This is a genomic window from Pseudomonas sp. GL-B-12, assembly GCF_019955895.1.
Classification (GTDB): Bacteria; Pseudomonadota; Gammaproteobacteria; order Pseudomonadales; family Pseudomonadaceae; genus Aquipseudomonas.
Genome location: NZ_JAHBCX010000054.1, coordinates 1 through 21,056 on the forward strand (window position 1 = coordinate 1; position 21,056 = coordinate 21,056).

Genomic DNA, 21,056 nt, shown 5'->3' on the forward strand with positions numbered 1-21,056 from the left:
CGCGAAAGCGGCGTGTCAGTCAACATTAATGTTGAATGTCAGTCCGCTTTCGCGAGCAAGCCCGCTCCCACAGTAGCTAAAGGTTGACCACAGGTTTGTGATCAGTCCTCGCGCTTGACCACCAAAGTCAAAATGTCATAGCTCGCCACCAACTCACCCAACTGGTTGGTCACTTCCACATCCCACGCCACCACCCCTTGCGGGATGCCTTGCGGGCTCTTCTTGCCCTGGTCGATTTTGCGTTTGCAGGTCAGGCGGGCCTGGATGGTGTCGCCGATGCCCACCGGGTTGATGAAGCGCAAGGTGTCCAGGCCATAGTTGGCCAGTACCGGGCCGGGTGCCGGCGAGACGAACAGGCCGGCCGCCGCCGACAGCACGAAGTAACCGTGGGCGATGCGCTTGCCGAACTGCGATTCCTTGGCCGCGATCTCGTCGAAGTGCATGTAGAAGTGGTCGCCCGACAGGCAGCCGAAGTTCACCAGGTCCGCTTCGGTGACGGTGCGGCGGTGAGTCAGCAGCGATTCGCCGATCTGCAGGTCCTGGAAGTGGCGACGGAACGGATGCACGTCGGTCTCGATGACTTTGGCGCCGCGCACATACTCGCCGGTGACCGCCGCCAGCATGGTCGGCGAACCTTGCACCGCCGCGCGTTGCAGGTAGTGTTTCACCGCGCGCAGGCCGCCGAGCTCTTCACCACCGCCGGCACGCCCCGGGCCGCCGTGCTTGAGTTGTGGCAGCGGCGAGCCGTGGCCGGTGGATTCGCCGGCGCAATGGCGATCCAGTACCAGCAAGCGGCCGTGCCAGGCCGCTGCGACCGGAATGGCCTTGGCGGCGATTTGCGGATCCTTGGTCACCAGACTGGCCACCAGGCTGCCTTTGCCGCGCGCGGCCAGGGCCAGTGCTTCGTCGAGATCGTCGTAGGCCATCAGGGTGCTGACCGGGCCGAACGCTTCGATGTCGTGGGCGCCGCCCTCGGCATGCGGGTCGCGGGCCTGCAGCAGGGTCGGGGCGAAGAACGCGCCTTTGTCGACATTTACACCACGGGGTTCGAAACCGTCGCGGGCACCGAACAGCATGTCGCTGCTCTGCAACAGCGCTTCCAGGCGCTCGGCCACGTCTTTCTGCTGATCGTGGGAAGCCAGTGCACCCATGCGCACGCCTTCCACCGACGGGTCGCCGACCACCACTTTGGCCAGGCGATCACGCAGGCGCGTGGCGACTGCATCGATGTGTTTGGCCGGGACGATGGCGCGGCGGATGGCGGTGCATTTCTGCCCGGCCTTGGTGGTCATTTCCCGGGCGACTTCCTTGATGAACAGCTCGAATTCTTCGTCGTCCGGGGTCACGTCCGGGGCGAGAATGGCGCAGTTCAGCGAGTCGGCTTCGGCGTTGAACGGCACCGAATTGCGGATCAGGTTCGGGTTGACCCGCAGCTTGGCGGCGGTGTCGGCGGAACCGGTGAAGGTCACCACGTCCTGGCCTTGCAGGCGGTCGAGCAGGTCGCCGGTGCTACCGATGATCAGTTGCAGGCTGCCCGCTGGCAACAGTCCGGATTCGTCCATCAGGCGCACCACGGCTTCGGTCAGGTAGCTGGTGGCGCTAGCCGGCTTGACGATGCACGGCATGCCGGCGAGGAAGCTCGGGGCGAACTTTTCCAGCATGCCCCAGATCGGGAAGTTGAACGCGTTGATGTGCACCGCCAGGCCGCCACGGGGCACCAGAATGTGCGTACCGGCGAAGGTGCCCATTTTGCTCAGCTGCATCGCCGGGCCTTCGTGGACGATGTTGCCCGACGGCAGCTCGCGGGAGCCGAGGCTGGCGTAGGTGAACAGCGTGCTGTTGCCGCCTTCGATGTCGATCCAGCTGTCGGCACGGGTCGCGCCGCTGTGGTGGGAAATCGCGTAGAGCTGTTCCTTGCGCTCGCTCAGGTACAGGGCCAGGGCCTTGAGACGCTGGGCGCGCTGCTGGAAGTCCAGCGCCATCAAGCCGCTGATGCCCTGGCGACGGCCGTGCTCGATGGCCTCGGCGAAGTCCGGGCGCTCCTCATGGGTGCGGGCGATTTCATGGCCGTCGATGGCGCTGCGCAGCACTTGTGCGCCCTGTTGGCCGATCCAGCGACCGGCGATGAAACTCTGCAGGGTAGGGGCATGCAGTGTAGGTGAAGAGGACATCACGATTGCTCCTGGTTATGAAGGGTTGTGGCGCGGTCGCGACCGCGCCCTTTCGGAATTACCAAAGCGCCAAGGTGTAACCGACGATCAGCCGGTTCTCATCGACGGCGGTAGTCAAGCCATTGCCGGAACGGAAGGTCACGTTGCGCCAGCGCAGGCTGACGTTCTTGAACGCACCGCTCTGGATGACGTAGCTGATATCGGTGTCGCGCTCCCATTCGCTGCCGTTGTCGACGCTGCCGGCCTTGACATGGCTGCCGTCGGTGTAGCGAGTCATGAAGGTCAGGCCGGGAATGCCTTGCGCCGCGAAGTCATAGTCGTAACGCAGTTGCCAGGAATCCTCCTCGGCGCGGGTGAAGGTGTTGAAGGTCACCAGGTTGACCACGTATGGATCGCCACCGTTGAGGAACGGAAAGGCACTGTCGCCGGACAATTGCTGGTAGGCGGCACTGACCTTGTGGGCACCGTGGGACACCGTGAACATGCCGTTGAGGTTGCGGTTGTCGATACGCCCGGCCCGCTCGGCGCCGTCGCCCCGGCTGTCGAAGTAACGCAGGTCGCTGCGCAGGTTGAAGCCGTTGCCCAGCGGTTGCGTATGCACCAGTCCGGCGAATTGCTGGCGATAGATCTGGTCGAGCTTGCCGTAGTAATAGCTCAGGTTCAGTTGCGGACTGAACGCGTAGCTGCCGCCACCGAAGTCGAAGTGATCGCTGGTGGCGGCGCCGAAGCCGATGTCATCGTTGCTGGAAGAGTCCCGCAGGTTGGCCTTGGTCAGGCGTCCGGCATTCACCGTCAGGCCGTCGATCTCCTGACTGGTCAGCAAGCCACCTTCAAAGGTCGATCCCAGCAGGCGCGTGTCGTTGTAAGTGACCACTGGCAACAAGGGTTGCAACGTGCCGAGTTTCAACACGCTTTTGGATACCCGCAGTTTGCCGGTCAGGCCCAGTTCGCTGTACTCGTCGTCGGGCTCATGACTCTGCGGGCCGAACGGCAGCAGGCCGGTGCCACGGCGGTCGGGACTGGAGTCGAGCTTGAGCCCTAGCTCGCCCAGTGCGTCGAGACCGAAACCGAAGGTGCCGTCGGTGAACCCGGACTCGATGCGCGCAGTGAATCCCTGGGCCCATTCTTCGGCCTTGGATTGCGGCGCGTTGTCCTGACGGAAATCGCGATTGATGTAGTGATTGCGCATATCAATACGGGCCTTGCTGTCGCCGATGAAGTCGGCCATGGCGCTCGGCGCGATCATGGGCAGACTCAATGCGGCGGCCAGCGAAAACAGTGATGGGTAAGACGTGGTACGTGCGGGTGTCATTATTTTTATTCCCTGCCAACTGATCGGTCGTCGTTTAGTGTTTGCTGGCGCCGGTGGCACCGATGCCGGTCATCGAGCGGATGAACTGCGCCAGATAACGGCCACGCTCAAGGGCAGCACGGGGCGAGGTGTCGGTGACGGAAAACAGCCATGCACTAAAGAACGCCAGGCTCATGGAAAACAGCGCCGGGTTGGAGTACGGGAACAGTGCCTTGTCGTGATGCATCACGTTGACCCACACCGCCGGGCTCAGCACCAGCAACACAATCGCCGAGACCAGTCCGGACAGACTGCCGAGGACAGCGCCGCGGGTGGTCAGGCCTTTCCAGTACATCGAGAGGAACAGCACCGGGAAATTCACCGACGCGGCGATGGCCAGCACCAGGCCCGAGAGGAAGGCGATGTTCTGCGATTCGAACAGCAGGCCGAGGATGATCGCCAGCACACCAATGCACAGGGTGGCGATTCGCGACACGCGCATCTCTTGCTGCTCGCTGGCCTGACCCTTGCGCATCACGCAGGCATACAGGTCGTGGGACACCGCCGAGGCGCCGGACAGCGCCAGCCCGGCAACCACCGCCAGGATGGTGGCGAAGGCGACCGCCGAGATGAAGCCGAGGAACAGATTGCCGCCTACCGCGTGGGCCAGGTGCACGGCGACCATGTTGCCGCCGCCGATGATCGCGCCGCTGGCGTCACGGAACGCCGGATCGGTGCCGACCATGACGATGGCGCCGAAGCCGACGATGATCAGCAGCAAGTAGAAGTAGCCGATGAAACCGGTGGCGTAGAACACGCTTTTACGCGCTTCCCTGGCATCGCTGACGGTGAAGAAACGCATCAGGATGTGCGGCAGGCCGGCGGTGCCGAACATCATGCCCAGCCCCAAAGAAATCGCGTCGATCGGGTTGGACAGCAAGCCGCCGGGGGCCATGATCGCGTTGCCCTTGGCATGCACGGCGGTGGCACCGGCAAACATCGCCTCAGTGCTGAAGCCGAAGTGCTTGAGCACCATGAACGCCATGAAGCTGGTGCCGAACAACAGCATCACCGCCTTGATGATCTGCACCCAGGTGGTGGCGAGCATGCCGCCGAAGGTCACGTAGAACACCATCAACACGCCGACCAGCATCACCGCATAGAGGTAGTCGATGCCGAACAGCAACTCGATCAGCTTGCCGGCGCCGACCATCTGCGCCACCAGGTACATCAGGGCCACGGTCAGGGTGCCGAAGGCCGAGGTCAGGCGCACCGGGGTCTGTTCCAGGCGATAGGAAACCACGTCGGCAAAGGTGTACTTGCCGAGGTTACGCAGGCGTTCGGCAATCAGGAACAGGATGATCGGCCAGCCGGCCAACACGCCCAGGGCGTAGAGCAAGCCGTCGTAGCCATTGAGGAACATCATCGCGGAAATGCCGAGGAACGAGGCTGCCGAGATCATGTCGCCAGCAATCGCCAGACCGTTCTGGAAGCCGGTCATGCCGCCGCCAGCGGTATAAAAGTCGCTGGTTGAGCGGGTGCGAAGTGCCGCCCAGCGAGTCACGCCTAGGGTGAACAGCACGAACACCAGGAACATGCCGATGGCATTCCAGTTCAGTGGGCGGGCTGCGCCGTCAGCGGCCATCGCAAAATCAGTGACAGCCGCCAGCGGCAGCAGGAACAGCGCAAGAAGGCGGCTCATCGGGCGCACTCCTGCTTGAGTTTTTCATTCAGCGGGTCGATCACGTTGTTGGCGCGATAGACATAGAACCCGGTCAGCGCAAAGGCCAGCCCGACGATGACGACACCCACCAGCATGCCCACGGTGGTCACGCCGCCGCTCAGGGATTGGCCGAGGGTAGAAGGGGAGAAAGCCACCAGCAGCACGAAGCCGTAGTAAATCACCAGCATGGCCAGGCTCAGTGACCAGTACAGCTTCTGTTTACGGCGAACCAGCTGGATGAAATCCGGGTGCTGGCGAATAAGTTCTACTTCCTGGGGTGTCATGACGCGCGCTCCTTTGTTGTTTTTGTTTTGGGTGAAACAGTTTCGGGTTGGAACCGGATCAATGTGGGAGCGGGCTTGCTCGCGAAGAGGCCATCACATTCAACATGGATGGCGCCTGATACTCCGTCTTCGTCGGAACGCCGCCCGGAGCAAACCCGCTCCCACAGGGGGGCGCATTGCCCGATACATCAGAGTTGATCGAAATCCAGCACCACCTTGTCGCTGATCGGGAAGGCCTGGCACGACAGCACATAGCCGGCGGCCACTTCGTAGTCTTCCAGGGCGTGGTTGCTGTCCATTTCCACTTCGCCTTCGATGACCTTGCACTTGCAGGTCGAGCACACCCCGGCCTTGCACGAGTAGGGCAGTTCCGCACCTTGCTCGTTACCCGCTTCGAGGATGCTCTGGCTGTTGCGCGGCAGGTCGAACGCCAGGGCGCGGCCGTCGCTGATCACGGTGATCTGGCTGACCGCCGCATCCACCTGACGGGCGGCTTCGCGGGCGGCGCGCTTCTGCTCGCTGCCGGCAGCGGCGAACAGTTCGAAATGGATGCGCTCAGGTTGCATGCCCTTGGCCTTGAGGCTGTCGCGCACGGTCTCGGTCATTTCCTGCGGGCCGCAGATGAAGGCGGCGTCGAGGGCCTTGACGTCGAGCCAGCGGCTGAACAGTTGCTCGCATTTCTCAGCGTTGATCCGGCCGTTGTACAGGTCGACATCCTGCTGCTCGCGGCTGAACACGAAGATCAGGTTCAGGCGTTGCAGGTAGCGGTTTTTCAGGTCTTCCAGCTGCTCGCGAAACAATGCGCCGGAGCTGGAGCGGTTGCCGTACAGCAGGGTGACGCGGCTGTGGGGCTCGGTTTGCAGGGTGGTCTTGATGATCGACAGGATCGGCGTGATGCCGCTACCCGCCGCCACAGCCAGGTAATTGCCATGGCGTGCCGGGTCGAGCTCGACGCAGAAGTGCCCGGCCGGCGGCATCACTTCCAGTGTGTGCCCGGCTTTCAGCTGTTCGTTGGCAAACGCCGAGAAGCGTCCGCCGGTGACACGCTTGACGGCGATGCGTAGCTCACCGTCGTTGACCCCAGTGCAGATCGAATAGGAGCGGCGTACTTCTTCGCCGTCCAGCTGGGTGCGCATCACCAGGTGCTGGCCCTGGGTGAAATGGAAGCTGTCCTGCAAGTGCTGCGGAATCTCGAAGGCGATGGACACCGCGTCACGGGTCTCGGCGCGCACGTCCTTGATGGTCAGGCTGTGAAATTTGCTCATTGTTGTTCTCCAGCTGGGACGGCCGATTCGCCGCTCAGATGCACTTGAAATAGTCGAACGGTTCCCGGCAATCGACGCAGCGGTACAGCGCCTTGCAGGCGGTGGAGCCGAACTGGCTGAGGACCTCGGTGTGGGCGCTGCCGCATTGCGGGCACACAACCTGCGGGCTTTCACCGAGCAGGCTGCGCTTGCTGGTGCTGCCCTCCGGCGGCGCGATGCCATAGGCGCGCAGGCGTTCGCGGCCGCTGTCGCTGATCCAGTCGGTGGTCCAGGCCGGGGTCAATTTGCGCTCAAGTTGCGGCGCCTTGAATCCGGCGAGTTCCAGGGCCTCGCGGATATCGCTCTCGATCACTTCGGTGGCCGGGCAGCCGGAGTAGGTCGGCGTGACCACCACGTGAAGGTGACCAGCCTGCCAGTCCAGATCGCGGACGATGCCCAGGTCAACCACGCTGACCACCGGCACTTCCGGGTCCATGACCTCTGCCAGAATCGCCCAGGCGGCAGCCAGGTCGGTCGGTTGAGCCGGCCGGGCGCCGAGGTCGCTGGCGATCAGCTCACCAGGTTGCATCGGGGTACGCTCGTGGCAGGAACTGCATTTCGGCCAGCAGGATGCCCAGGTGTTCGGTGTGCAGGCCCTTGCGTGCATTCAGGTAGAAGTAGCTCGGCGCCGCGGGAACGGGCAGGGTGGCGCTGGTGAAAATCTGCTCGACCTTGGCCCGCCATTGAACGGCGACGCTGGCGATGTCCGGGGTGATGCCGGCTTCGCACAGGCGCTGCTCGCTGTCATCGGCGGCGATCAGTTCCACGGTGAAGCGCCAGACTTCGGGGATTGCCGCGAGCATGCGCTTGTGGCTTTCCTCGGTGCCGTCACCCATACGCTCGATCCATTCGCCGGAGCGGCGCAGGTGATAGGTCACTTCCTTCACCGCCTTGGCGGCGATCCCGGCGATGCGTTCGTCGCTGGACTGGCTCAGGCCCTGCAGCACCGGCAAGTGCCAGGCGTCATACAGGAACTGCTTGAGCATGGTCACCGCGAAGTCGCCGTTGGGTTGTTCCACCAGCAGCAGGTTGCGATAGGCGCGCTCGTCGCGACGGAACGCCAGGTGATCGGCATCGCGGCCGTCGTCCAGCAGTTCGGCGGCGTACTCCAGCCAGTTGCGTGCCTGGCCCACCAGATCGAGGCCGACGTTCATCAGCGCCAGCTCTTCTTCCAGCGCCGGGGCCTTGCCGCACCACTGGCACAGGCGCTGGCCCTGGATCAGGGCGCTGTCGCCGAGGCGCAGCAGGTATTCGATCAGATCAGTCTTGTTGTCCATGGTCGACCTCACATGTGCCCGACTTCGGCCGGCAGCTCGTAGAAGCTGGCGTGGCGGTAAACCTTGTCGTCCGACGGATCGAACAGCGGGTCTTTTTCATCCGGCGACGAAGCAGTGATCAATGCCGAAGGCACCACCCACAGGCTCACGCCTTCGCTGCGACGGGTGTAAAGCTCGCGCGCGTTCTCGATGGCCATGGTGGTATCGGCGGCATGCACGCTGCCGACGTGCTTGTGGTTGAGGCCGTGCTTGCTGCGCACGAAGACTTCGAAGAGGGTCCACTCGGACATTTCAGTTACTCCACATCAGGTGGCCGGATCAGGCGGCGTTCTTGTTTTGTTTTTTGCGGGCGTGGGCGACGGCGGCTTCACGGACCCAGGCACCGTCTTCAATCGCCTTGCGGCGGGTGGCGACGCGTTCCTGGTTGCACGGGCCGTTGCCCTTGAGGACTTCGTAGAATTCGTTCCACTGGATGTCGCCGAAGTCGTAGTGACCGCGTTCGGCGTTCCACTTCAGGTCCGGATCGGGGCAGGTGCAGCCCAACAGCTCAAGCTGCGGGATGGTCTGGTCTATGAAGCGCTGGCGCAGTTCGTCGTTGCTCTGGCGCTTGATTTTCCAGGCCATGGACTGGGCGCTGTTCGGCGAGTGTTCGTCGCTCGGGCCAAACATCATCAGCGACGGCCACCACAGGCGGTTGATCGCGTCCTGGACCATGTCTTTTTGCGCCTGATTGCCGTGGCGCATCATGGTCAGGAGGATTTCGTAGCCCTGGCGCTGGTGGAAGCTCTCTTCCTTGCAGATGCGGATCATCGCCCGGGAATACGGGCCGTAGGAGGTGCGCTGCAGCACCACCTGGTTGACGATCGCCGCACCATCGACCAGCCAGCCCACCGCGCCCATGTCGGCCCAGTTCAGCGTCGGGTAATTGAAGATGCTCGAGTACTTGGCCTTGCCGCTGTGCAGCTTGGCGATTTCTTCATCGCGGTCGGCACCGAGGGTTTCCATGGCGCTGTACAGGTACAGGCCGTGGCCGGCTTCGTCCTGGATCTTGGCCATCAGTTGCAGTTTGCGTTTGAGCGACGGCGCGCGGGTGACCCAGTTGCCTTCGGGCAGCATGCCGACGATTTCGGAGTGGGCGTGTTGGGAGATCTGCCGGATCAGGGTCTGGCGGTAGGCATCTGGCATCCAGTTCTTGGCTTCGATCTTGATTTCTGAATCGATTTTTTCCTGGAATGCGCGTTCCTGTTCGGACATCTCCGAGAGGTCTTTGATGCGCTTTACGCCTGTTTCTACTAGCTGTGCGTACATTTTTGAGTTCCCGCCTTGAATCTGTTCTGGGGCATGGGGAACTTTATAAGCGATACAGAATTTAATATCAAACACAAAATGACGTGTCGTATTTGTTTTTGTATCGCTTTGGATGGGTGGTCGCTTTTTGGGGCGGTGTACATATCCGTTTTTTTGGTAACGGCCACTTATGGTTTCGCCCTTACGGCGACTTACTTTTTTTACAAGCGCCTAAAAAAAGTAAGCAAAAAAACGCTCGCCCCGAACGTACGGCCCCTCGCCAAGGCTCGGAGTTCCTTCGCTCCGGCATTCATCCGGGGGCATCGCCTCCGGTCGGCTTCGCTCGACCTCCTCTCGATGTGTTCGGCTGCGCCGAACGGCGCTGCGCGCCCACCCCCGGATGAACGCCTCCGCTCAGCCTTCCGAGGGGGCGGGTGGATCAAGATCAAGAGCTGCAGGCGAGCTAACGCTCGGCCTGATGAGTGGTGAGGAGCGAAGGTGTACGCCGGCCTGCTTTTGCTCTTCTGTGGGAGCGGCGGTGCGGCGATCCGACTTGCTCGCGAATGCGGTTGATCATTCAACATCTCTGTTGGCTGACACTCCGCTTTCGCGAGCAAGCCCGCTCCCACAGTTGACCAGTGTCAGGCGCAAAATCTATGTACATCCCCGCCCTCCTGTGGGAGCGGGCTTGCCCGCGAAGGCGTCCTGACAGCCGACCAGGTGCATCCCGGACGAACGAACCCCGCGATCAGGCCGGCCGTTAGGCCGCCTCGCTTTTGCTTTTGCTTTTGCTTTGGCTTTAGCTCTTGATCTTCTTGCCCCCTCGAGAGGCCGAGTGGAGGTTCTGCGTAGTGGGCAACCCGGCATGGATGCCGGGTTAGCCGCCGCCGGCCATGGATGGCCGATGGCGGCGGGCCCACGGAGCAGGACCGGAGCGAGGGCATGCCGAGCCTTGGCGAGGCACCGAACGTAAGGGGCAAGAGCCCTTGGTTACTTGGGGCTTTTCCAAGTAACCCGCTGTAAGAGCGGAACCATAAGTCGCCATAACCCGAGAAATGGATAAACACACAGAACCCGAAGCCAAAAAAAACCCCGCAAAAAGCGGGGCCATAAAGGGTGCAGCAGTCATGCTTTAGGACGTTTATCCAACACGTGGCAAGCCTTGCCCTCCGACCGCTTGATCGAATGAAACGGCTGCAAAACGATCCGCGAACTGATCCCGATATACGTCTTGATGTGCTTGCTCAACTCCCCGCAAACAGCCTTCTGCTGTTCATCGGTCAGATGCTGGTGCTCAGCCTTGAGCTCGACATGCACATCAACGCTGTCCAGGTTGCCATTGCGATACAGATGAATCTCATAACACTCGGCAAGTTGTTTAACTTTTAGAACCTGCTCCTCGATCTGCGTCGGAAATACGTTGACCCCGCGGATGATCAGCATGTCATCGCTGCGCCCGGTGATCTTGTCGATGCGCCGCATCGGCCGTGCGGTGCCCGGCAGCAGACGCGTCAGGTCGCGGGTGCGGTAGCGGATCATCGGCAGGGCTTCTTTGCTCAGGGAGGTGAACACCAGTTCGCCCATCTGCCCGTCCGGCAGCACTTCGCCGGTGACCGGGTCGATGATTTCCGGGTAGAAGTGGTCTTCCCAGATAGTCGGGCCGTCCTTGGTTTCCGCGCATTCCATGGCCACGCCCGGGCCCATGATTTCCGAGAGACCGTAGATGTCCAGGGCGGTGATGCCCAGGCGTTGCTCGATGGCGCTGCGCAGTTCGGCGGTCCACGGTTCGGCGCCGAAGATGCCCAGGCGCAGGGCCAGTTTGTGCGGGTCGATGCCCTGGCGCTCGATTTCGTCGGCAATGTTGAGCATGTAGGACGGCGTGACCATGATGATGTCCGGCTGGAAATCCTTGATCAGCTGCACTTGTTTTTCGGTCTGGCCGCCGGACATCGGGATCACCGTGCAGCCCAGGCGTTCGGCGCCGTAGTGCGCGCCGAGGCCGCCGGTGAACAGGCCGTAGCCATAGGAAATGTGCACCTTGTCGCCACGGCGGCCACCGCCAGCGCGGATCGAGCGCGCCACCACGTTGGCCCAGGTGTCGATGTCGTTCTGGGTGTAGCCGACCACGGTCGGTTTGCCGGTGGTGCCGCTGGACGCGTGCAGGCGCACGATGTCGTGCATCGGCACGGCAAACATGCCGTAGGGGTAGTTGTCCCGCAGGTCGGACTTGGTGGTGAAAGGGAATTTCGCCAGGTCGTCGAGGGACTTGATGTCGTCCGGGTGCACGCCCAGCGCATCGAAACGCTGACGGTACAGCGGCACGTTGTTGTAGGCGTGGTTCAGGCTCCAGCGCAGGCGCTCCAGCTGATGCTGGCGCAGTTCGTCGATGCTGGCGGTTTCCAGCGGGTCCAGCACAGGATCCAGAACGGATTTGGCTATTGGCATGTTCATGTGTTCACTCGAATTGTTTTTGTGTTCCAGCCCTTTTGCACAAGGGCTTTGAGTGCATGCCCCAAGGATACCTCTCGGCTCCTTGGGAATCGCGATTCTTTAGTGGGATAGACGCTCGATGATCAGCGCGATCCCTTGGCCGACACCGATGCACATGGTGCACAGGGCGTAGCGGCCGTTACGTTCTTCCAGCTCGTGCAGGGCGGTGGTGACCAAGCGTGCGCCGCTCATGCCCAGTGGATGGCCCAGGGCGATGGCGCCGCCGTTGGGGTTGACCCGTGGGTCGGTGTCGCTCAGGCCCAGTTCACGCAGCACCGCCAGACCCTGTGCGGCGAAGGCTTCGTTGAGCTCGATCACGTCCATGTCGGCGAGGCTCAGGTTGGCCACCTCCAGCACCTTGCGGGTGGCGGGCACCGGGCCGATGCCCATGATCCGTGGTTCAACGCCGGCGGTGGCCATGGCCACGACCCGGCCACGGGCGGTCAGGCCGTGGCGCTTGGCGACTTCCGGGCTGGCCAGCAGCAAGGCGCAGGCCCCATCGTTGACCCCGGAGGCGTTGCCGGCGGTGACGCTGCCGCCTTCGCGGAACGGCGTGCCGAGTTTGGCCAGCTGTTCAAGGGTGGTGTCGCCGCGCGGGTGTTCGTCGTGCTCGACCACTTTGGCCGGGCCTTTGCGCTGGGGAATTTCCACAGCAACGATTTCCTTGGCCAGACGTCCGTTGGCTTGGGCGGCTGCGGCGCGTTGCTGGCTGCGCAGGGCGAAGGCGTCCTGGTCGGCCCGGGAGATGTTGAACTGTTCGGCGACGTTCTCTGCCGTTTCCGGCATGGAGTCGATGCCGTAGGCCTTTTTCATCAGCGGGTTGACGAAGCGCCAGCCGATGGTGGTGTCGAAGATCTCGGCCGACCGGGAAAACGCTTGCTCGGCCTTGCCCATCACCAGCGGCGCGCGGGACATCGATTCAACGCCACCGACCAGCATCAGCCCTGTTTCGCCGCTGCGAATGGCGCGGGCGGCGGTGCCGATAGCATCCAGCCCGGAGCCGCACAGGCGATTGAGGGTGGTGCCCGGCACGCTGACCGGCAACCCGGCCAGCAACGCCGACATGCGCGCGACGTTGCGGTTGTCTTCGCCGGCCTGGTTGGCGCAGCCGTAGATCACATCATCGACCGTGTTCCAGTCCGCTTGCGGGTGACGGCGCAGCAGTTCGCGCAGGGGCACCGCACCGAGGTCGTCGGCGCGCACGCTGCTCAGGACGCCGGCGTAACGGCCAATCGGGGTCCGGACTGCGTCGATGATCAAGGCGTCATTCATTGGGGGTCTCCTGCGTCAGCACCGGGCCGCGCACTTTGTAGGATTTGCCGTGGAACAGGGCGATCAACTGGCCCTGCTGGTTTTCGATGCGCACGTCATAGTTGCCGGTGCGACCGGAACGGCTCTGCTCGATGCAGTCGGCGTTCAGCGTGTCACCCAGGCGTGCCGGGGCGATGTAGTCGATGCTGCAACCGATGGCCACGGTGGCTTCGTTGTAGCTGTTGCAGGCAAAGGCGAACGCCGAATCAGCCAGCGCGAACAGGTAGCCGCCGTGGCAGGTGCCGTGGCCCTGGACCATGTCGGCGCGCACGGTCATGCCCACTCGCGAGCAACCGGGCCCGGCCGAGAGCAGGCGCATGCCCATGCCCTGGCTGGCGGCGTCGCGCTGGAACAGCGATTGCGCGCATTCACTGGCCAGGGTCATGGATTCATGGTTAGTCATGGAATGTTCTCCCTTCGGCGACGCGACGGCGCAGCAGCAGCGACGGCCGGTAGCGTTCTTCGCCATAACTGGCTTGCAGGTTTTCCAGCGTTTCAAGAATGTGCGACAGGCCAATGGCATCGGCCCAGGCCAGCGGCCCTTGCGGATAATTGACCCCGGCGCGCATAGCCAGGTCGATGTCGGCGGCCGAGGCCACGCCTTGCAGCAGGGCGTCGGCGGCCTCGTTGGCGAGCATCGCCACGGTGCGCAGGACGGCGAGGGCCGGGCTGTCGCTGAGCAGACTGACCTTGAGGCCGGCCCGTTGCAGCAGGGCAACGCCTTGTTCGAGTGCCTGCGGATCAATGCCGTTCGAGTAGCTGATGGCGATGCGTTGGGCTTTGCTGTAATCGAACGCAAGGTCCAGCAGGATCAGGTTACGCAATCCGTCTTCACGTGCTCGCTGGCAGGCCATGCGCCCGTCGCTCAAGGCCAGCACGGCGTCACCGACGCGAAGTAGACCTTGTCCATCGCGCTGGACGATCTCGACGCCTTGTTCATGCAAGCGTGCGAGCAAGCCTTTAGCGATACCGAGATCGCCTTCCACAGCACAAACCTCGACTTTCGCATCGCTGCTGATTTCAGCCGCGAGCGGGCGCTCTGCACCTTGGGCGTAGCTGTAGAAACCCTGGCCGCTCTTGCGTCCCAGACGCCCGCCGTCCACCAGTTCTTTCTGGATCAGCGACGGCAGGAAGCGCGTGTCCTGGTAATAGGCGTCGAACACCGAGCAGGTCACGGCATAGTTGACGTCGTGGCCGATCAGGTCGGTCAGTTCGAACGCGCCCATGGCAAAACCACCGGCCTCACGCATCAGCGCATCCAGGGTCGGGCAGTCGGCAGCGCCTTCCTGAAGCATCCGCAGGCTTTCGGCATAGAACGGCCGGGCCACGCGGTTGACGATAAAACCCGGTGTGGAGCGGGTGTGCACCGGGTTTTTGCCCCAGGCCTTGGCGGTGTCGTACAGGCACTCGGCGAGTGCCGGATCGCTGGCCAGACCGGAGACTACTTCCACCAGCGCCATCACCGGCGCCGGGTTGAAGAAGTGCAGGCCGAGCAGGCGTTGTGGATGTTCAAGCTGCGCGGCGATGCTGGTGATCGACAGCGACGAGGTGTTGCTGGCGAGGATGCAATGCTCGCCGCAGATGCCTTCGAGCTGGCGGAACAGCGCGCGCTTGACCTCGAGGTTCTCGACGATGGCTTCGATGATCAGGTCGCAGTCGGCCAGGACTTCGATGGCTTCCACCGCTTGCAGGCGGGCAATCGTCGCGCTGCGCGATTCGGCGGACAGCTTGCCGCTCTCGACTCGCTTGCCCAGTTGCCGATCAATGCCTTCAATCGCTTGAGCAGCAGCGCCGGGACGATTGTCCAGCAGCAATACCGGATGGCCGGCCTGGGCCGCGACCTGGGCGATACCGGCACCCATGGCCCCGGCGCCGATCACGGCGATGCGTGCGTTGGTGTTCAGTGCTGTCATGACTCAGCGCCCCTTGAAACTTGGGGTGCGTTTTTCCATGAAGGCGCCGACGCCTTCGCGGTAGTCCTCGCTGCGCCCGGCCAGGCGCTGCAGGTCTTTTTCCAGCTCAAGCTGTTCGTCGAAGCTGTTGCTCAGGCTGGCGTTGAGGCTGCGCTTGATCAGCGCCAGGCCGTAGGTCGGCTGGGACGCCAGGTGGCGGGCCAGTTTCAGCGCTTCGTCGCGCAAACCGGCGTCGTCCACACACTGGTAGATCAAGCCCCATTGCTCGGCCTGCTCGGCGCTCAGGCGGTTGCCCAGCAGTGCCAAAGCCTTGGCCCGAGCCATGCCAACAAGACGCGGCAGGGTCCAGGTGCCGCCGGAATCGGGGATCAGGCCGATCTTGCAGAACGCCTGGATGAAACTGGCCGAACGCGCCGCCAGTACCAGATCGCAGGCCAGCGGAATGTTGGCGCCAGCGCCAGCGGCGACGCCATTGACCGCGCAGATCACCGGCAGCGGCAGGTCGCGTAATTGGCGGATCAGCGGGTTGTAGAACTTCTCGATGGACTCGCCCAGGTCCGGCACGGCGCTGCCCGGCGCGACATTGCGGTCGCTCAGGTCTTGCCCTGCGCAGAAGCCGCGGCCTTCACCGGTCAGCAGTAAAACGCGCACGTCCGGGTTCTGCCGCACTAGCTTGAGTGCTTCTTTCACTTCGCCATGCATCTGGGTGTTGAAGCTGTTGAGCTGGTCCGGCCGATTGAGGCTGAGCAGGGCGACGCCGGCGTCGATGGAAAACAGGATGTGTTCGAAGTTCATGGTCTTGGCGTTCTCTTGGCAGTCGTTCGAATTCGGATGTCAGTGGCCGCTTTATTGCCCGGTGAACGTCGGGCTGCGCTTTTCCTGGAAGGCTGCAATGCCCTCATCGCGGTCGCGGGTGCCGGCCAGCACGGTGAAGGCGTGACGCTCGAAGCGCAGGCCGCTGGCCAGGTCGGTGTCCATGGCCTTGAGCAGCGCTTCCTTGGCCAGGCGCACCGCCAGCGGTGCCTTGGCCGCAATGCTGCGGGCGATGTGCAGGGCGCGCTCGACGGTGAATTCCGGTTGGGTGACTTCACTGACCAGGCCGGCGCGCTGGGCCTGACGGGCGTCGATCGGCTCACCGGTCAGCACCATTTGCATGGCCATGGATTTGCCGATGGCGCGTAGCAGGCGTTGGGTGCCACCGGCCCCGGGCATGATCCCGAGGTTGATTTCCGGCTGGCCGAAGCGGGCGTCTTCGCCGGCAATGATGATGTCGGCGTGCATCGCCAGTTCGCAGCCACCACCGAGGGCGAAGCCGTTGACCGCGGCGATCAGCGGTTTGCTGAAGCGGGTGATGGTTTGCCACGAGGCCTGGCGCGGGTCGTCGAGGATGCCGACCAGGTTGCGTTCGGCCATTTCCTTGATGTCGGCGCCGGCGGCGAAGGCCTTGCGGCTGCCGGTGAGGACCACGGCGCGGGTGTCGGGGTCGGCTTGCGCGATGTTCAGTTCAGCGGCCAGTTCGCCCAGTAACTCGGTGGTCAAGGCGTTCAGGGCTTGCGGGCGCTGCAGGGTAATAAGGCGGACGCCAGGCTCGATCAATTCGACGGCAAGGGTCAGAGGCATGGCGGATGCTCTCACGGTGCACGCTCGGCGTGGTGCCGGCTCGTTATTGGATCGGCCGCAGGGGCCGGTTTTGCCCAAGTATAGCTATAACGTGATACGTAAATGCAATACGAAAATAGATTTAATGTGTCTTATTGGTGTTGGTTTGGATTTTTTGGTTTTCTTGTGAAGGGGGGGTGATAGCAGGTTTTGCCCAGAAAACATTGGGTTTTATGGCGATTTTTGAGGCGTGCTGGCATTCGTCGGAAAGGTGCATTTCAAGTGATACGGTTTTTAGTCTTTGTGCTGTTAAAAGTGATGTGATACAAAATGAGTCATTAATTGCATCGCTTTGTGAAGGAAGCTTCCATGACCTGCTACAGCCTTGATGGCCTGACTCCGGTGGTTGACCCGAGCGCTTATGTGCACCCGTCTGCCGTATTGATCGGTGACGTGATCATCGGCCCCCATTGCTATATCGGTCCGCTGGCCAGCCTGCGCGGGGATTTCGGGCGGATCGTGCTGGAGGAGGGCGCCAACCTGCAGGACACCTGCGTGATGCATGGTTTCCCCGACAGCGACACCGTGGTCGAGCGCAACGGCCACATCGGCCACGGCGCGGTGCTGCACGGTTGCCGGATCGGCGCCGATGCGCTGGTGGGCATGAATGCGGTGGTGATGGACAACGCCCGGATCGGCCCGCGTTCATTCGTTTCGGCGGCGGCGTTCGTCAAGGCCGGTTTCGAATGCCCGGAGCAGTCGCTGGTCATGGGCGCACCGGCCAGCGTCAAGCGCAGCCTCAGCGATCAGGAAGTGGCGTGGAAACAGGCCGGCACCCGGGAGTATCAGCAACTGGCCCAGCGTTGCCTGACGCAGATGCAGGTCTGCGAACCGCTGAGCGAACCGGAGCCGGATCGCCCGCGGATCAGTGACAGCGGTCTACGACCCAAAGGCAGCGGTTTGTGAACGCTTGCCCCTGTAGGAGCCAGCCTGCTGGCGAAGGTGTGTCAGCTACCTTGGTTTCGACTGACACACCATCGCGAGCAGGCTCGCTCCTACAAGGGATTGGGCTTAACCAGTTGGCTTTCGGTATATTCCTTTTCTTTTTTCGCACGGAACGCCCATGTCGTCCCTGACTCCCTTGAACCATCTGATTACCCGCTTCCAGGAGCAGACGCCGATCCGCGCCAGTTCCTTGATCATCACGTTGTACGGGGATGCCATCGAACCCCATGGCGGCACCGTCTGGCTGGGCAGCCTGATTCAGTTGCTCGAACCCATCGGCATCAACGAGCGGCTGATCCGCACCTCGATTTTTCGCCTGACCAAGGAAGGCTGGCTGACCGCCGAGAAGGTCGGTCGTCGTAGCTATTACAGCCTGACTGGCACCGGTCGCCGCCGTTTCGACAAGGCCTTCAAGCGGGTCTACAGCACCACGATGCCGGCCTGGGATGGCTCCTGGTGCCTGGTGATGCTCTCGCAACTGACCCAGGACAAACGCAAACAGGTGCGCGAGGAGCTGGAGTGGCAAGGCTTCGGCGCGATTTCGCCGGTGGTGCTGGCCTGTCCGCGCAGCGACCGTTCCGACGTCAACGCGACCCTGCTCGACCTCGGCGTCCAGGAAGACACCATCGTCTTCGAAACCACCGCCCAGGACGTACTGGCCTCCAAGGCGCTGCGCCTGCAAGTGCGCGAGAGCTGGAACATCGAGGAGCTGGCGGCGCACTACAGCGAGTTCATCCAGTTGTTCCGACCGCTATGGCAAGCCCTGCGCGAGCAGGAAAACCTGCAACCGGCCGACTGCTTCCTGGCGCGGGTGTTGTTGATTCACGAGTACCGCAAGCTGCTGCTGCGCGACCCGCAACTGCCCGACGAGTTGCTGCCCGGCGATTGGGAAGGCCGCGCCGCCCGCCAGTTGTGCCGCAACATTTACCGTTTGATCTACGCCAAGGCCGAGGAATGGCTGAACGCCGCACTGGAAACGGCCGACGGCCCGTTGCCGGATGTGGGTGAAAGCTTCTATCGGCGTTTTGGCGGACTGAAATAGCACGTCATTGTTCAGGGAGTGGTGCGGTTCAGGAGACTCGAAGCATCCGATGTCGTGTGGATTGACGTAGACAATAAAAATAAGCCTGCGTGAGGCCTGACATGATTCCTACAACAGCACAGCGCCACGATGGGTTCGACCAGTGGATCCATCAGATCAACCAGATCTGTGGCGCCTTCAACGCACAACCCCTGGGCAGCGAATTTGCCGGGCGCATCCGCGAGTACCAGAGCGATGCGCTCAAACTCAGTTTCGTCGACGCGTGCCAGGCTCGTTTGTACCGTACGCCCCAGGAAGTCGCGGCGGGCGAGGGCGGCAAGTATTTTGCGGTGTTCCAGCTCGACGGTACGGCGGGCATGGCCCAGGGCGACGACAAGGTCTTGCTGTCCCCCGGCGACATCACGCTGATCGATGCCGCGCGCCCCAGCGACTTCACCTACGGCGAAAACTCCCGGCAGTTGTCGCTGATCCTGCCGTATCAACTGGTCGAGCAAACCCTGCGCTTCAATCAGGTCAAGTGCGGCCACCGGATTGCCGCGACCTCGCCCATTGCGATGCTCTCGCACCGGCTGATCCTCGATGCCACCCGCCAGCAGCACCTGACCCGCCAGGAAAGCGAAGCGACCCTGGAGGCGATTGTCAGCCTGCTGCGTCCGGCTATCAGCCAGACCGACGACAGCAGCGACTCCCACGAGCGGAGCTTCCGCAAGACGCTCACCTGCATCGACGACAACATTCGCTCCGAAGACCTGTGCCCGGAATGGCTGGCGCGGGAAGTCGGCATGTCCACCCGGGGCCTGTACCGGATGTTTGCCAAGAAGGGATTGGTGGTGGCGCGCTACATCAAGAACCGTCGCCTGGACCTGTGCGCCGAATCCCTGCGCCGGTCAGGCAAGGAGCAGAAGTTGTCGGTGCTGGGGTATTCGTGGGGGTTTTCCGATTCGAGTTACTTTTCCACCGCGTTCAAATCACGCTTCGGCATTGCGCCGGGGGAGTATCGCAAGCGGCATGCTTGAGGTTTTTTTGCTCTTGCTTCGGTGAAAAAATGCTATGGCTTGAGTAACTGGCTGAACGCCTCCAGCTCACTTTTCTCCAGGTCGGACACCAGCACAAAGCGCATGTGGTTTTCTTGCCAGGACACCACGTTGAAACCTCGGATCGTCAGGCTTTGCCGTGGCTTGTCCGTCTCAGGCGTGGGCAAGATAAAAACATTGATGATGTGCATGGCCCGCCCGTAACTCAGGGCCGCCGTGGTCTGATGTTGCAGATAGTCCAGCCGCCCTCCCAGCAGCGGAAACCCCTGTGCCGAGTAATCGAAGACCGGCGGCGAGAAGTCGAGTTTGCCGGTGAACCAGGGCTTCACGGTATGGCGGTCGGACGACACCACATCGTTCAAATGCTCGCCCATCAGCGAACGCACATGGCTGGAGACCGCCTCGTCCATCAATGGCTGTTCGCTGCCCGGCGTCGCCACATACAGCACCACCGCCAAGGCCAGCGCCGTCGCTGAAAAAACTGGTGCGAACCATTTGCGCCAACGCTCGACGACGCCAACCGATGGGGGTTCAGGGGCGAACACCCGGGAAGTCAATGACGCCGGCGCTGCGTAATACGGCGCTCGTTGCTTCACACCGGCCATCAGCAGCTTCGTCTGATCATGCAATCGCGCGCACGCGACGCACTCGGCCAGATGCCCGGACACATTCGCAGCCGTCGCCGAATCGAGTTCCTTGTCCAGATAGCCATGTATCAGCGTCTGGCAAACCGTGCAGTCGAGTTCATTCATGATCGTACAACTTCAGTAGTTCGAGCGTGAGCATGGCGCGAGCCCTGGCCAGCCTCGACATGACGGTACCGATGGGGATGTCGACCACCAGGGCGATGTCCTTGTAGGGCATGTCTTCGAGTTCCTTGAGCACGATCACCTCGCGAAACGCCGGCGGCAGGGCGCACAGGGCTTGCTGGATCAGCGCCGCATTTTCGCTGTGGATGGCCAGCAGTTCCGGGGTCTGGCTGTGGCTGAGCGCCTTGTCGTCTTCGGCGAGTTCATCGCCGATGGCGACCCAATGGCGTCCGGCCGAAGCCTTGAGCCAGGTGTAGCTTTCGTTGCGCACGATGGTCAGGAACCAGGCCTTGGCGTTGCCGTCGGCGAAGCGCTGCGAAAATCTGAACGCCCGCAGGGCGCTTTCCTGCACGACATCGCGCGCGGCGCTCTCGTTGCCGGTGAGCCAGCGCGCGAGGTTGTAGGCGGCGTCCAGGTGGGGCGCAAACAGTTCCTCAAATCGCGTCATAGTGGTTTCCGCACTGTCCCATCCCTATAACTGTGAAGCGTTGCGTTTTATTCCCGAGGAAAAAATAT

Annotated in this window: 20 protein-coding genes; 3 read left to right on the top strand and 17 right to left on the bottom strand. The window is 62.5% G+C overall.

The features are described 5' to 3' along the window. Positions 1–101: 101 nt before the first annotated feature. The 15 genes from paaZ to paaF form a co-directional block, all read right to left on the bottom strand. Complete coding sequence (paaZ, locus tag KGA85_RS25255; RefSeq protein WP_223460088.1) at positions 102–2,171, bottom strand: phenylacetic acid degradation bifunctional protein PaaZ; 2,070 nt, start codon at positions 2,169–2,171, stop codon at positions 102–104. A 58-nt stretch (positions 2,172–2,229) separates the two neighbouring features. Next, the gene (locus KGA85_RS25260; RefSeq protein ID WP_223543466.1) at positions 2,230–3,483 is read right to left on the bottom strand and encodes an OprD family porin; all 1,254 of its coding nucleotides are present in this window, start codon (positions 3,481–3,483) and stop codon (positions 2,230–2,232) included. Between the two features lie 34 nt (positions 3,484–3,517). Then, a complete protein-coding gene (locus KGA85_RS25265; protein ID WP_223460092.1) occupies positions 3,518–5,164 on the bottom strand; it encodes a cation acetate symporter in 1,647 nt (548 codons plus the stop codon). Then, a complete protein-coding gene (locus KGA85_RS25270) occupies positions 5,161–5,469 on the bottom strand; it encodes a DUF485 domain-containing protein (protein ID WP_046042846.1) in 309 nt (102 codons plus the stop codon). Before KGA85_RS25270 ends, KGA85_RS25265 begins: the two co-directional genes overlap by 4 nt. Positions 5,470–5,657: 188 nt before the next feature. Continuing rightward, positions 5,658–6,734, bottom strand: a complete 1,077-nt coding sequence (paaE, locus tag KGA85_RS25275; protein WP_223460094.1) for a 1,2-phenylacetyl-CoA epoxidase subunit PaaE — start codon at positions 6,732–6,734, stop codon at positions 5,658–5,660. 34 nt (positions 6,735–6,768) lie between these two features. Then, on the bottom strand, positions 6,769–7,302 hold the full coding sequence (gene paaD, locus KGA85_RS25280) for a 1,2-phenylacetyl-CoA epoxidase subunit PaaD (protein ID WP_223460096.1): 534 nt from the start codon (positions 7,300–7,302) through the stop codon (positions 6,769–6,771). After that, the gene (gene paaC / locus KGA85_RS25285; RefSeq protein WP_223460098.1) at positions 7,289–8,050 is read right to left on the bottom strand and encodes a 1,2-phenylacetyl-CoA epoxidase subunit PaaC; all 762 of its coding nucleotides are present in this window, start codon (positions 8,048–8,050) and stop codon (positions 7,289–7,291) included. The genes paaD and paaC overlap by 14 nt, the downstream gene beginning before the upstream one ends. Before the next feature lie 8 nt (positions 8,051–8,058). Further along, a complete protein-coding gene (gene paaB, locus KGA85_RS25290; RefSeq protein ID WP_007943393.1) occupies positions 8,059–8,340 on the bottom strand; it encodes a 1,2-phenylacetyl-CoA epoxidase subunit PaaB in 282 nt (93 codons plus the stop codon). A gap of 28 nt (positions 8,341–8,368) precedes the next feature. Next, the gene (gene paaA / locus KGA85_RS25295) at positions 8,369–9,358 is read right to left on the bottom strand and encodes a 1,2-phenylacetyl-CoA epoxidase subunit PaaA (RefSeq protein WP_223460100.1); all 990 of its coding nucleotides are present in this window, start codon (positions 9,356–9,358) and stop codon (positions 8,369–8,371) included. A 1,104-nt stretch (positions 9,359–10,462) separates the two neighbouring features. Then, positions 10,463–11,788, bottom strand: a complete 1,326-nt coding sequence (gene paaK / locus KGA85_RS25300) for a phenylacetate--CoA ligase PaaK (protein ID WP_223460102.1) — start codon at positions 11,786–11,788, stop codon at positions 10,463–10,465. Positions 11,789–11,887: 99 nt separating this feature from the next. Then, a complete protein-coding gene (gene pcaF / locus KGA85_RS25305; RefSeq protein ID WP_223543467.1) occupies positions 11,888–13,099 on the bottom strand; it encodes a 3-oxoadipyl-CoA thiolase in 1,212 nt (403 codons plus the stop codon). Beyond that, positions 13,092–13,541 carry a hydroxyphenylacetyl-CoA thioesterase PaaI gene (gene paaI / locus KGA85_RS25310; RefSeq protein ID WP_046042837.1) on the bottom strand — a complete coding sequence of 150 codons (450 nt, stop codon included), beginning with the start codon at positions 13,539–13,541 and terminating at the stop codon, positions 13,092–13,094. Before paaI ends, pcaF begins: the two co-directional genes overlap by 8 nt. Then, a complete protein-coding gene (gene paaH, locus KGA85_RS25315; RefSeq protein WP_223460106.1) occupies positions 13,534–15,051 on the bottom strand; it encodes a 3-hydroxyacyl-CoA dehydrogenase PaaH in 1,518 nt (505 codons plus the stop codon). Before paaH ends, paaI begins: the two co-directional genes overlap by 8 nt. Positions 15,052–15,054: 3 nt before the next feature. Further along, positions 15,055–15,846, bottom strand: a complete 792-nt coding sequence (gene paaG / locus KGA85_RS25320) for a 2-(1,2-epoxy-1,2-dihydrophenyl)acetyl-CoA isomerase PaaG (RefSeq protein ID WP_223533854.1) — start codon at positions 15,844–15,846, stop codon at positions 15,055–15,057. 51 nt (positions 15,847–15,897) lie between these two features. After that, positions 15,898–16,671, bottom strand: a complete 774-nt coding sequence (gene paaF, locus KGA85_RS25325) for a 2,3-dehydroadipyl-CoA hydratase PaaF (RefSeq protein ID WP_223533855.1) — start codon at positions 16,669–16,671, stop codon at positions 15,898–15,900. Positions 16,672–17,019: 348 nt separating this feature from the next. Between paaF and paaY the strand changes: the two genes are divergently transcribed. From paaY to feaR, 3 genes are all read left to right on the top strand, one after another. Then, the gene (gene paaY / locus KGA85_RS25330) at positions 17,020–17,616 is read left to right on the top strand and encodes a phenylacetic acid degradation protein PaaY (RefSeq protein WP_223460112.1); all 597 of its coding nucleotides are present in this window, start codon (positions 17,020–17,022) and stop codon (positions 17,614–17,616) included. 157 nt (positions 17,617–17,773) lie between these two features. Beyond that, positions 17,774–18,697 carry a phenylacetic acid degradation operon negative regulatory protein PaaX gene (paaX, locus tag KGA85_RS25335; protein WP_008003007.1) on the top strand — a complete coding sequence of 308 codons (924 nt, stop codon included), beginning with the start codon at positions 17,774–17,776 and terminating at the stop codon, positions 18,695–18,697. Positions 18,698–18,798: 101 nt separating this feature from the next. Beyond that, on the top strand, positions 18,799–19,713 hold the full coding sequence (feaR, locus tag KGA85_RS25340) for a transcriptional regulator FeaR (RefSeq protein ID WP_223460116.1): 915 nt from the start codon (positions 18,799–18,801) through the stop codon (positions 19,711–19,713). Positions 19,714–19,745: 32 nt separating this feature from the next. Here the strand turns inward: feaR and KGA85_RS25345 are convergent, their stop codons facing one another. Both KGA85_RS25345 and KGA85_RS25350 read right to left on the bottom strand, forming a co-directional pair. Beyond that, positions 19,746–20,483 (bottom strand): anti-sigma factor family protein, encoded by a 738-nt coding sequence (locus KGA85_RS25345; protein ID WP_223533856.1) that lies wholly within the window; start codon positions 20,481–20,483, stop codon positions 19,746–19,748. Then, positions 20,476–20,988 carry a sigma-70 family RNA polymerase sigma factor gene (locus KGA85_RS25350; RefSeq protein ID WP_223460119.1) on the bottom strand — a complete coding sequence of 171 codons (513 nt, stop codon included), beginning with the start codon at positions 20,986–20,988 and terminating at the stop codon, positions 20,476–20,478. Before KGA85_RS25350 ends, KGA85_RS25345 begins: the two co-directional genes overlap by 8 nt. Positions 20,989–21,056 lie beyond the last annotated feature (68 nt).

Bases quoted from the DNA above. Each gene is read 5' to 3' on its own strand.
- paaI (WP_046042837.1), bottom strand. From the start codon at position 13,541: ATGACTAACCATGAATCCATGACCCTGGCCAGTGAATGCGCGCAATCG.
- KGA85_RS25260 (WP_223543466.1), bottom strand. From the start codon at position 3,483: ATGACACCCGCACGTACCACGTCTTACCCATCACTGTTTTCGCTGGCC.
- KGA85_RS25270 (WP_046042846.1), bottom strand. From the start codon at position 5,469: ATGACACCCCAGGAAGTAGAACTTATTCGCCAGCACCCGGATTTCATC.
- paaG (WP_223533854.1), bottom strand. From the start codon at position 15,846: ATGAACTTCGAACACATCCTGTTTTCCATCGACGCCGGCGTCGCCCTG.
- paaK (WP_223460102.1), bottom strand. From the start codon at position 11,788: ATGAACATGCCAATAGCCAAATCCGTTCTGGATCCTGTGCTGGACCCG.
- KGA85_RS25345 (WP_223533856.1), bottom strand. From the start codon at position 20,483: ATGAATGAACTCGACTGCACGGTTTGCCAGACGCTGATACATGGCTAT.
- KGA85_RS25350 (WP_223460119.1), bottom strand. From the start codon at position 20,988: ATGACGCGATTTGAGGAACTGTTTGCGCCCCACCTGGACGCCGCCTAC.
- KGA85_RS25265 (WP_223460092.1), bottom strand. From the start codon at position 5,164: ATGAGCCGCCTTCTTGCGCTGTTCCTGCTGCCGCTGGCGGCTGTCACT.
- paaF (WP_223533855.1), bottom strand. From the start codon at position 16,671: ATGCCTCTGACCCTTGCCGTCGAATTGATCGAGCCTGGCGTCCGCCTT.
- paaZ (WP_223460088.1), bottom strand. From the start codon at position 2,171: ATGTCCTCTTCACCTACACTGCATGCCCCTACCCTGCAGAGTTTCATC.
- paaE (WP_223460094.1), bottom strand. From the start codon at position 6,734: ATGAGCAAATTTCACAGCCTGACCATCAAGGACGTGCGCGCCGAGACC.
- paaH (WP_223460106.1), bottom strand. From the start codon at position 15,051: ATGACAGCACTGAACACCAACGCACGCATCGCCGTGATCGGCGCCGGG.
- paaA (WP_223460100.1), bottom strand. From the start codon at position 9,358: ATGTACGCACAGCTAGTAGAAACAGGCGTAAAGCGCATCAAAGACCTC.
- paaX (WP_008003007.1), top strand. From the start codon at position 17,774: ATGTCGTCCCTGACTCCCTTGAACCATCTGATTACCCGCTTCCAGGAG.
- feaR (WP_223460116.1), top strand. From the start codon at position 18,799: ATGATTCCTACAACAGCACAGCGCCACGATGGGTTCGACCAGTGGATC.
- paaD (WP_223460096.1), bottom strand. From the start codon at position 7,302: ATGCAACCTGGTGAGCTGATCGCCAGCGACCTCGGCGCCCGGCCGGCT.
- paaY (WP_223460112.1), top strand. From the start codon at position 17,020: ATGACCTGCTACAGCCTTGATGGCCTGACTCCGGTGGTTGACCCGAGC.
- paaB (WP_007943393.1), bottom strand. From the start codon at position 8,340: ATGTCCGAGTGGACCCTCTTCGAAGTCTTCGTGCGCAGCAAGCACGGC.
- pcaF (WP_223543467.1), bottom strand. From the start codon at position 13,099: ATGAATGACGCCTTGATCATCGACGCAGTCCGGACCCCGATTGGCCGT.
- paaC (WP_223460098.1), bottom strand. From the start codon at position 8,050: ATGGACAACAAGACTGATCTGATCGAATACCTGCTGCGCCTCGGCGAC.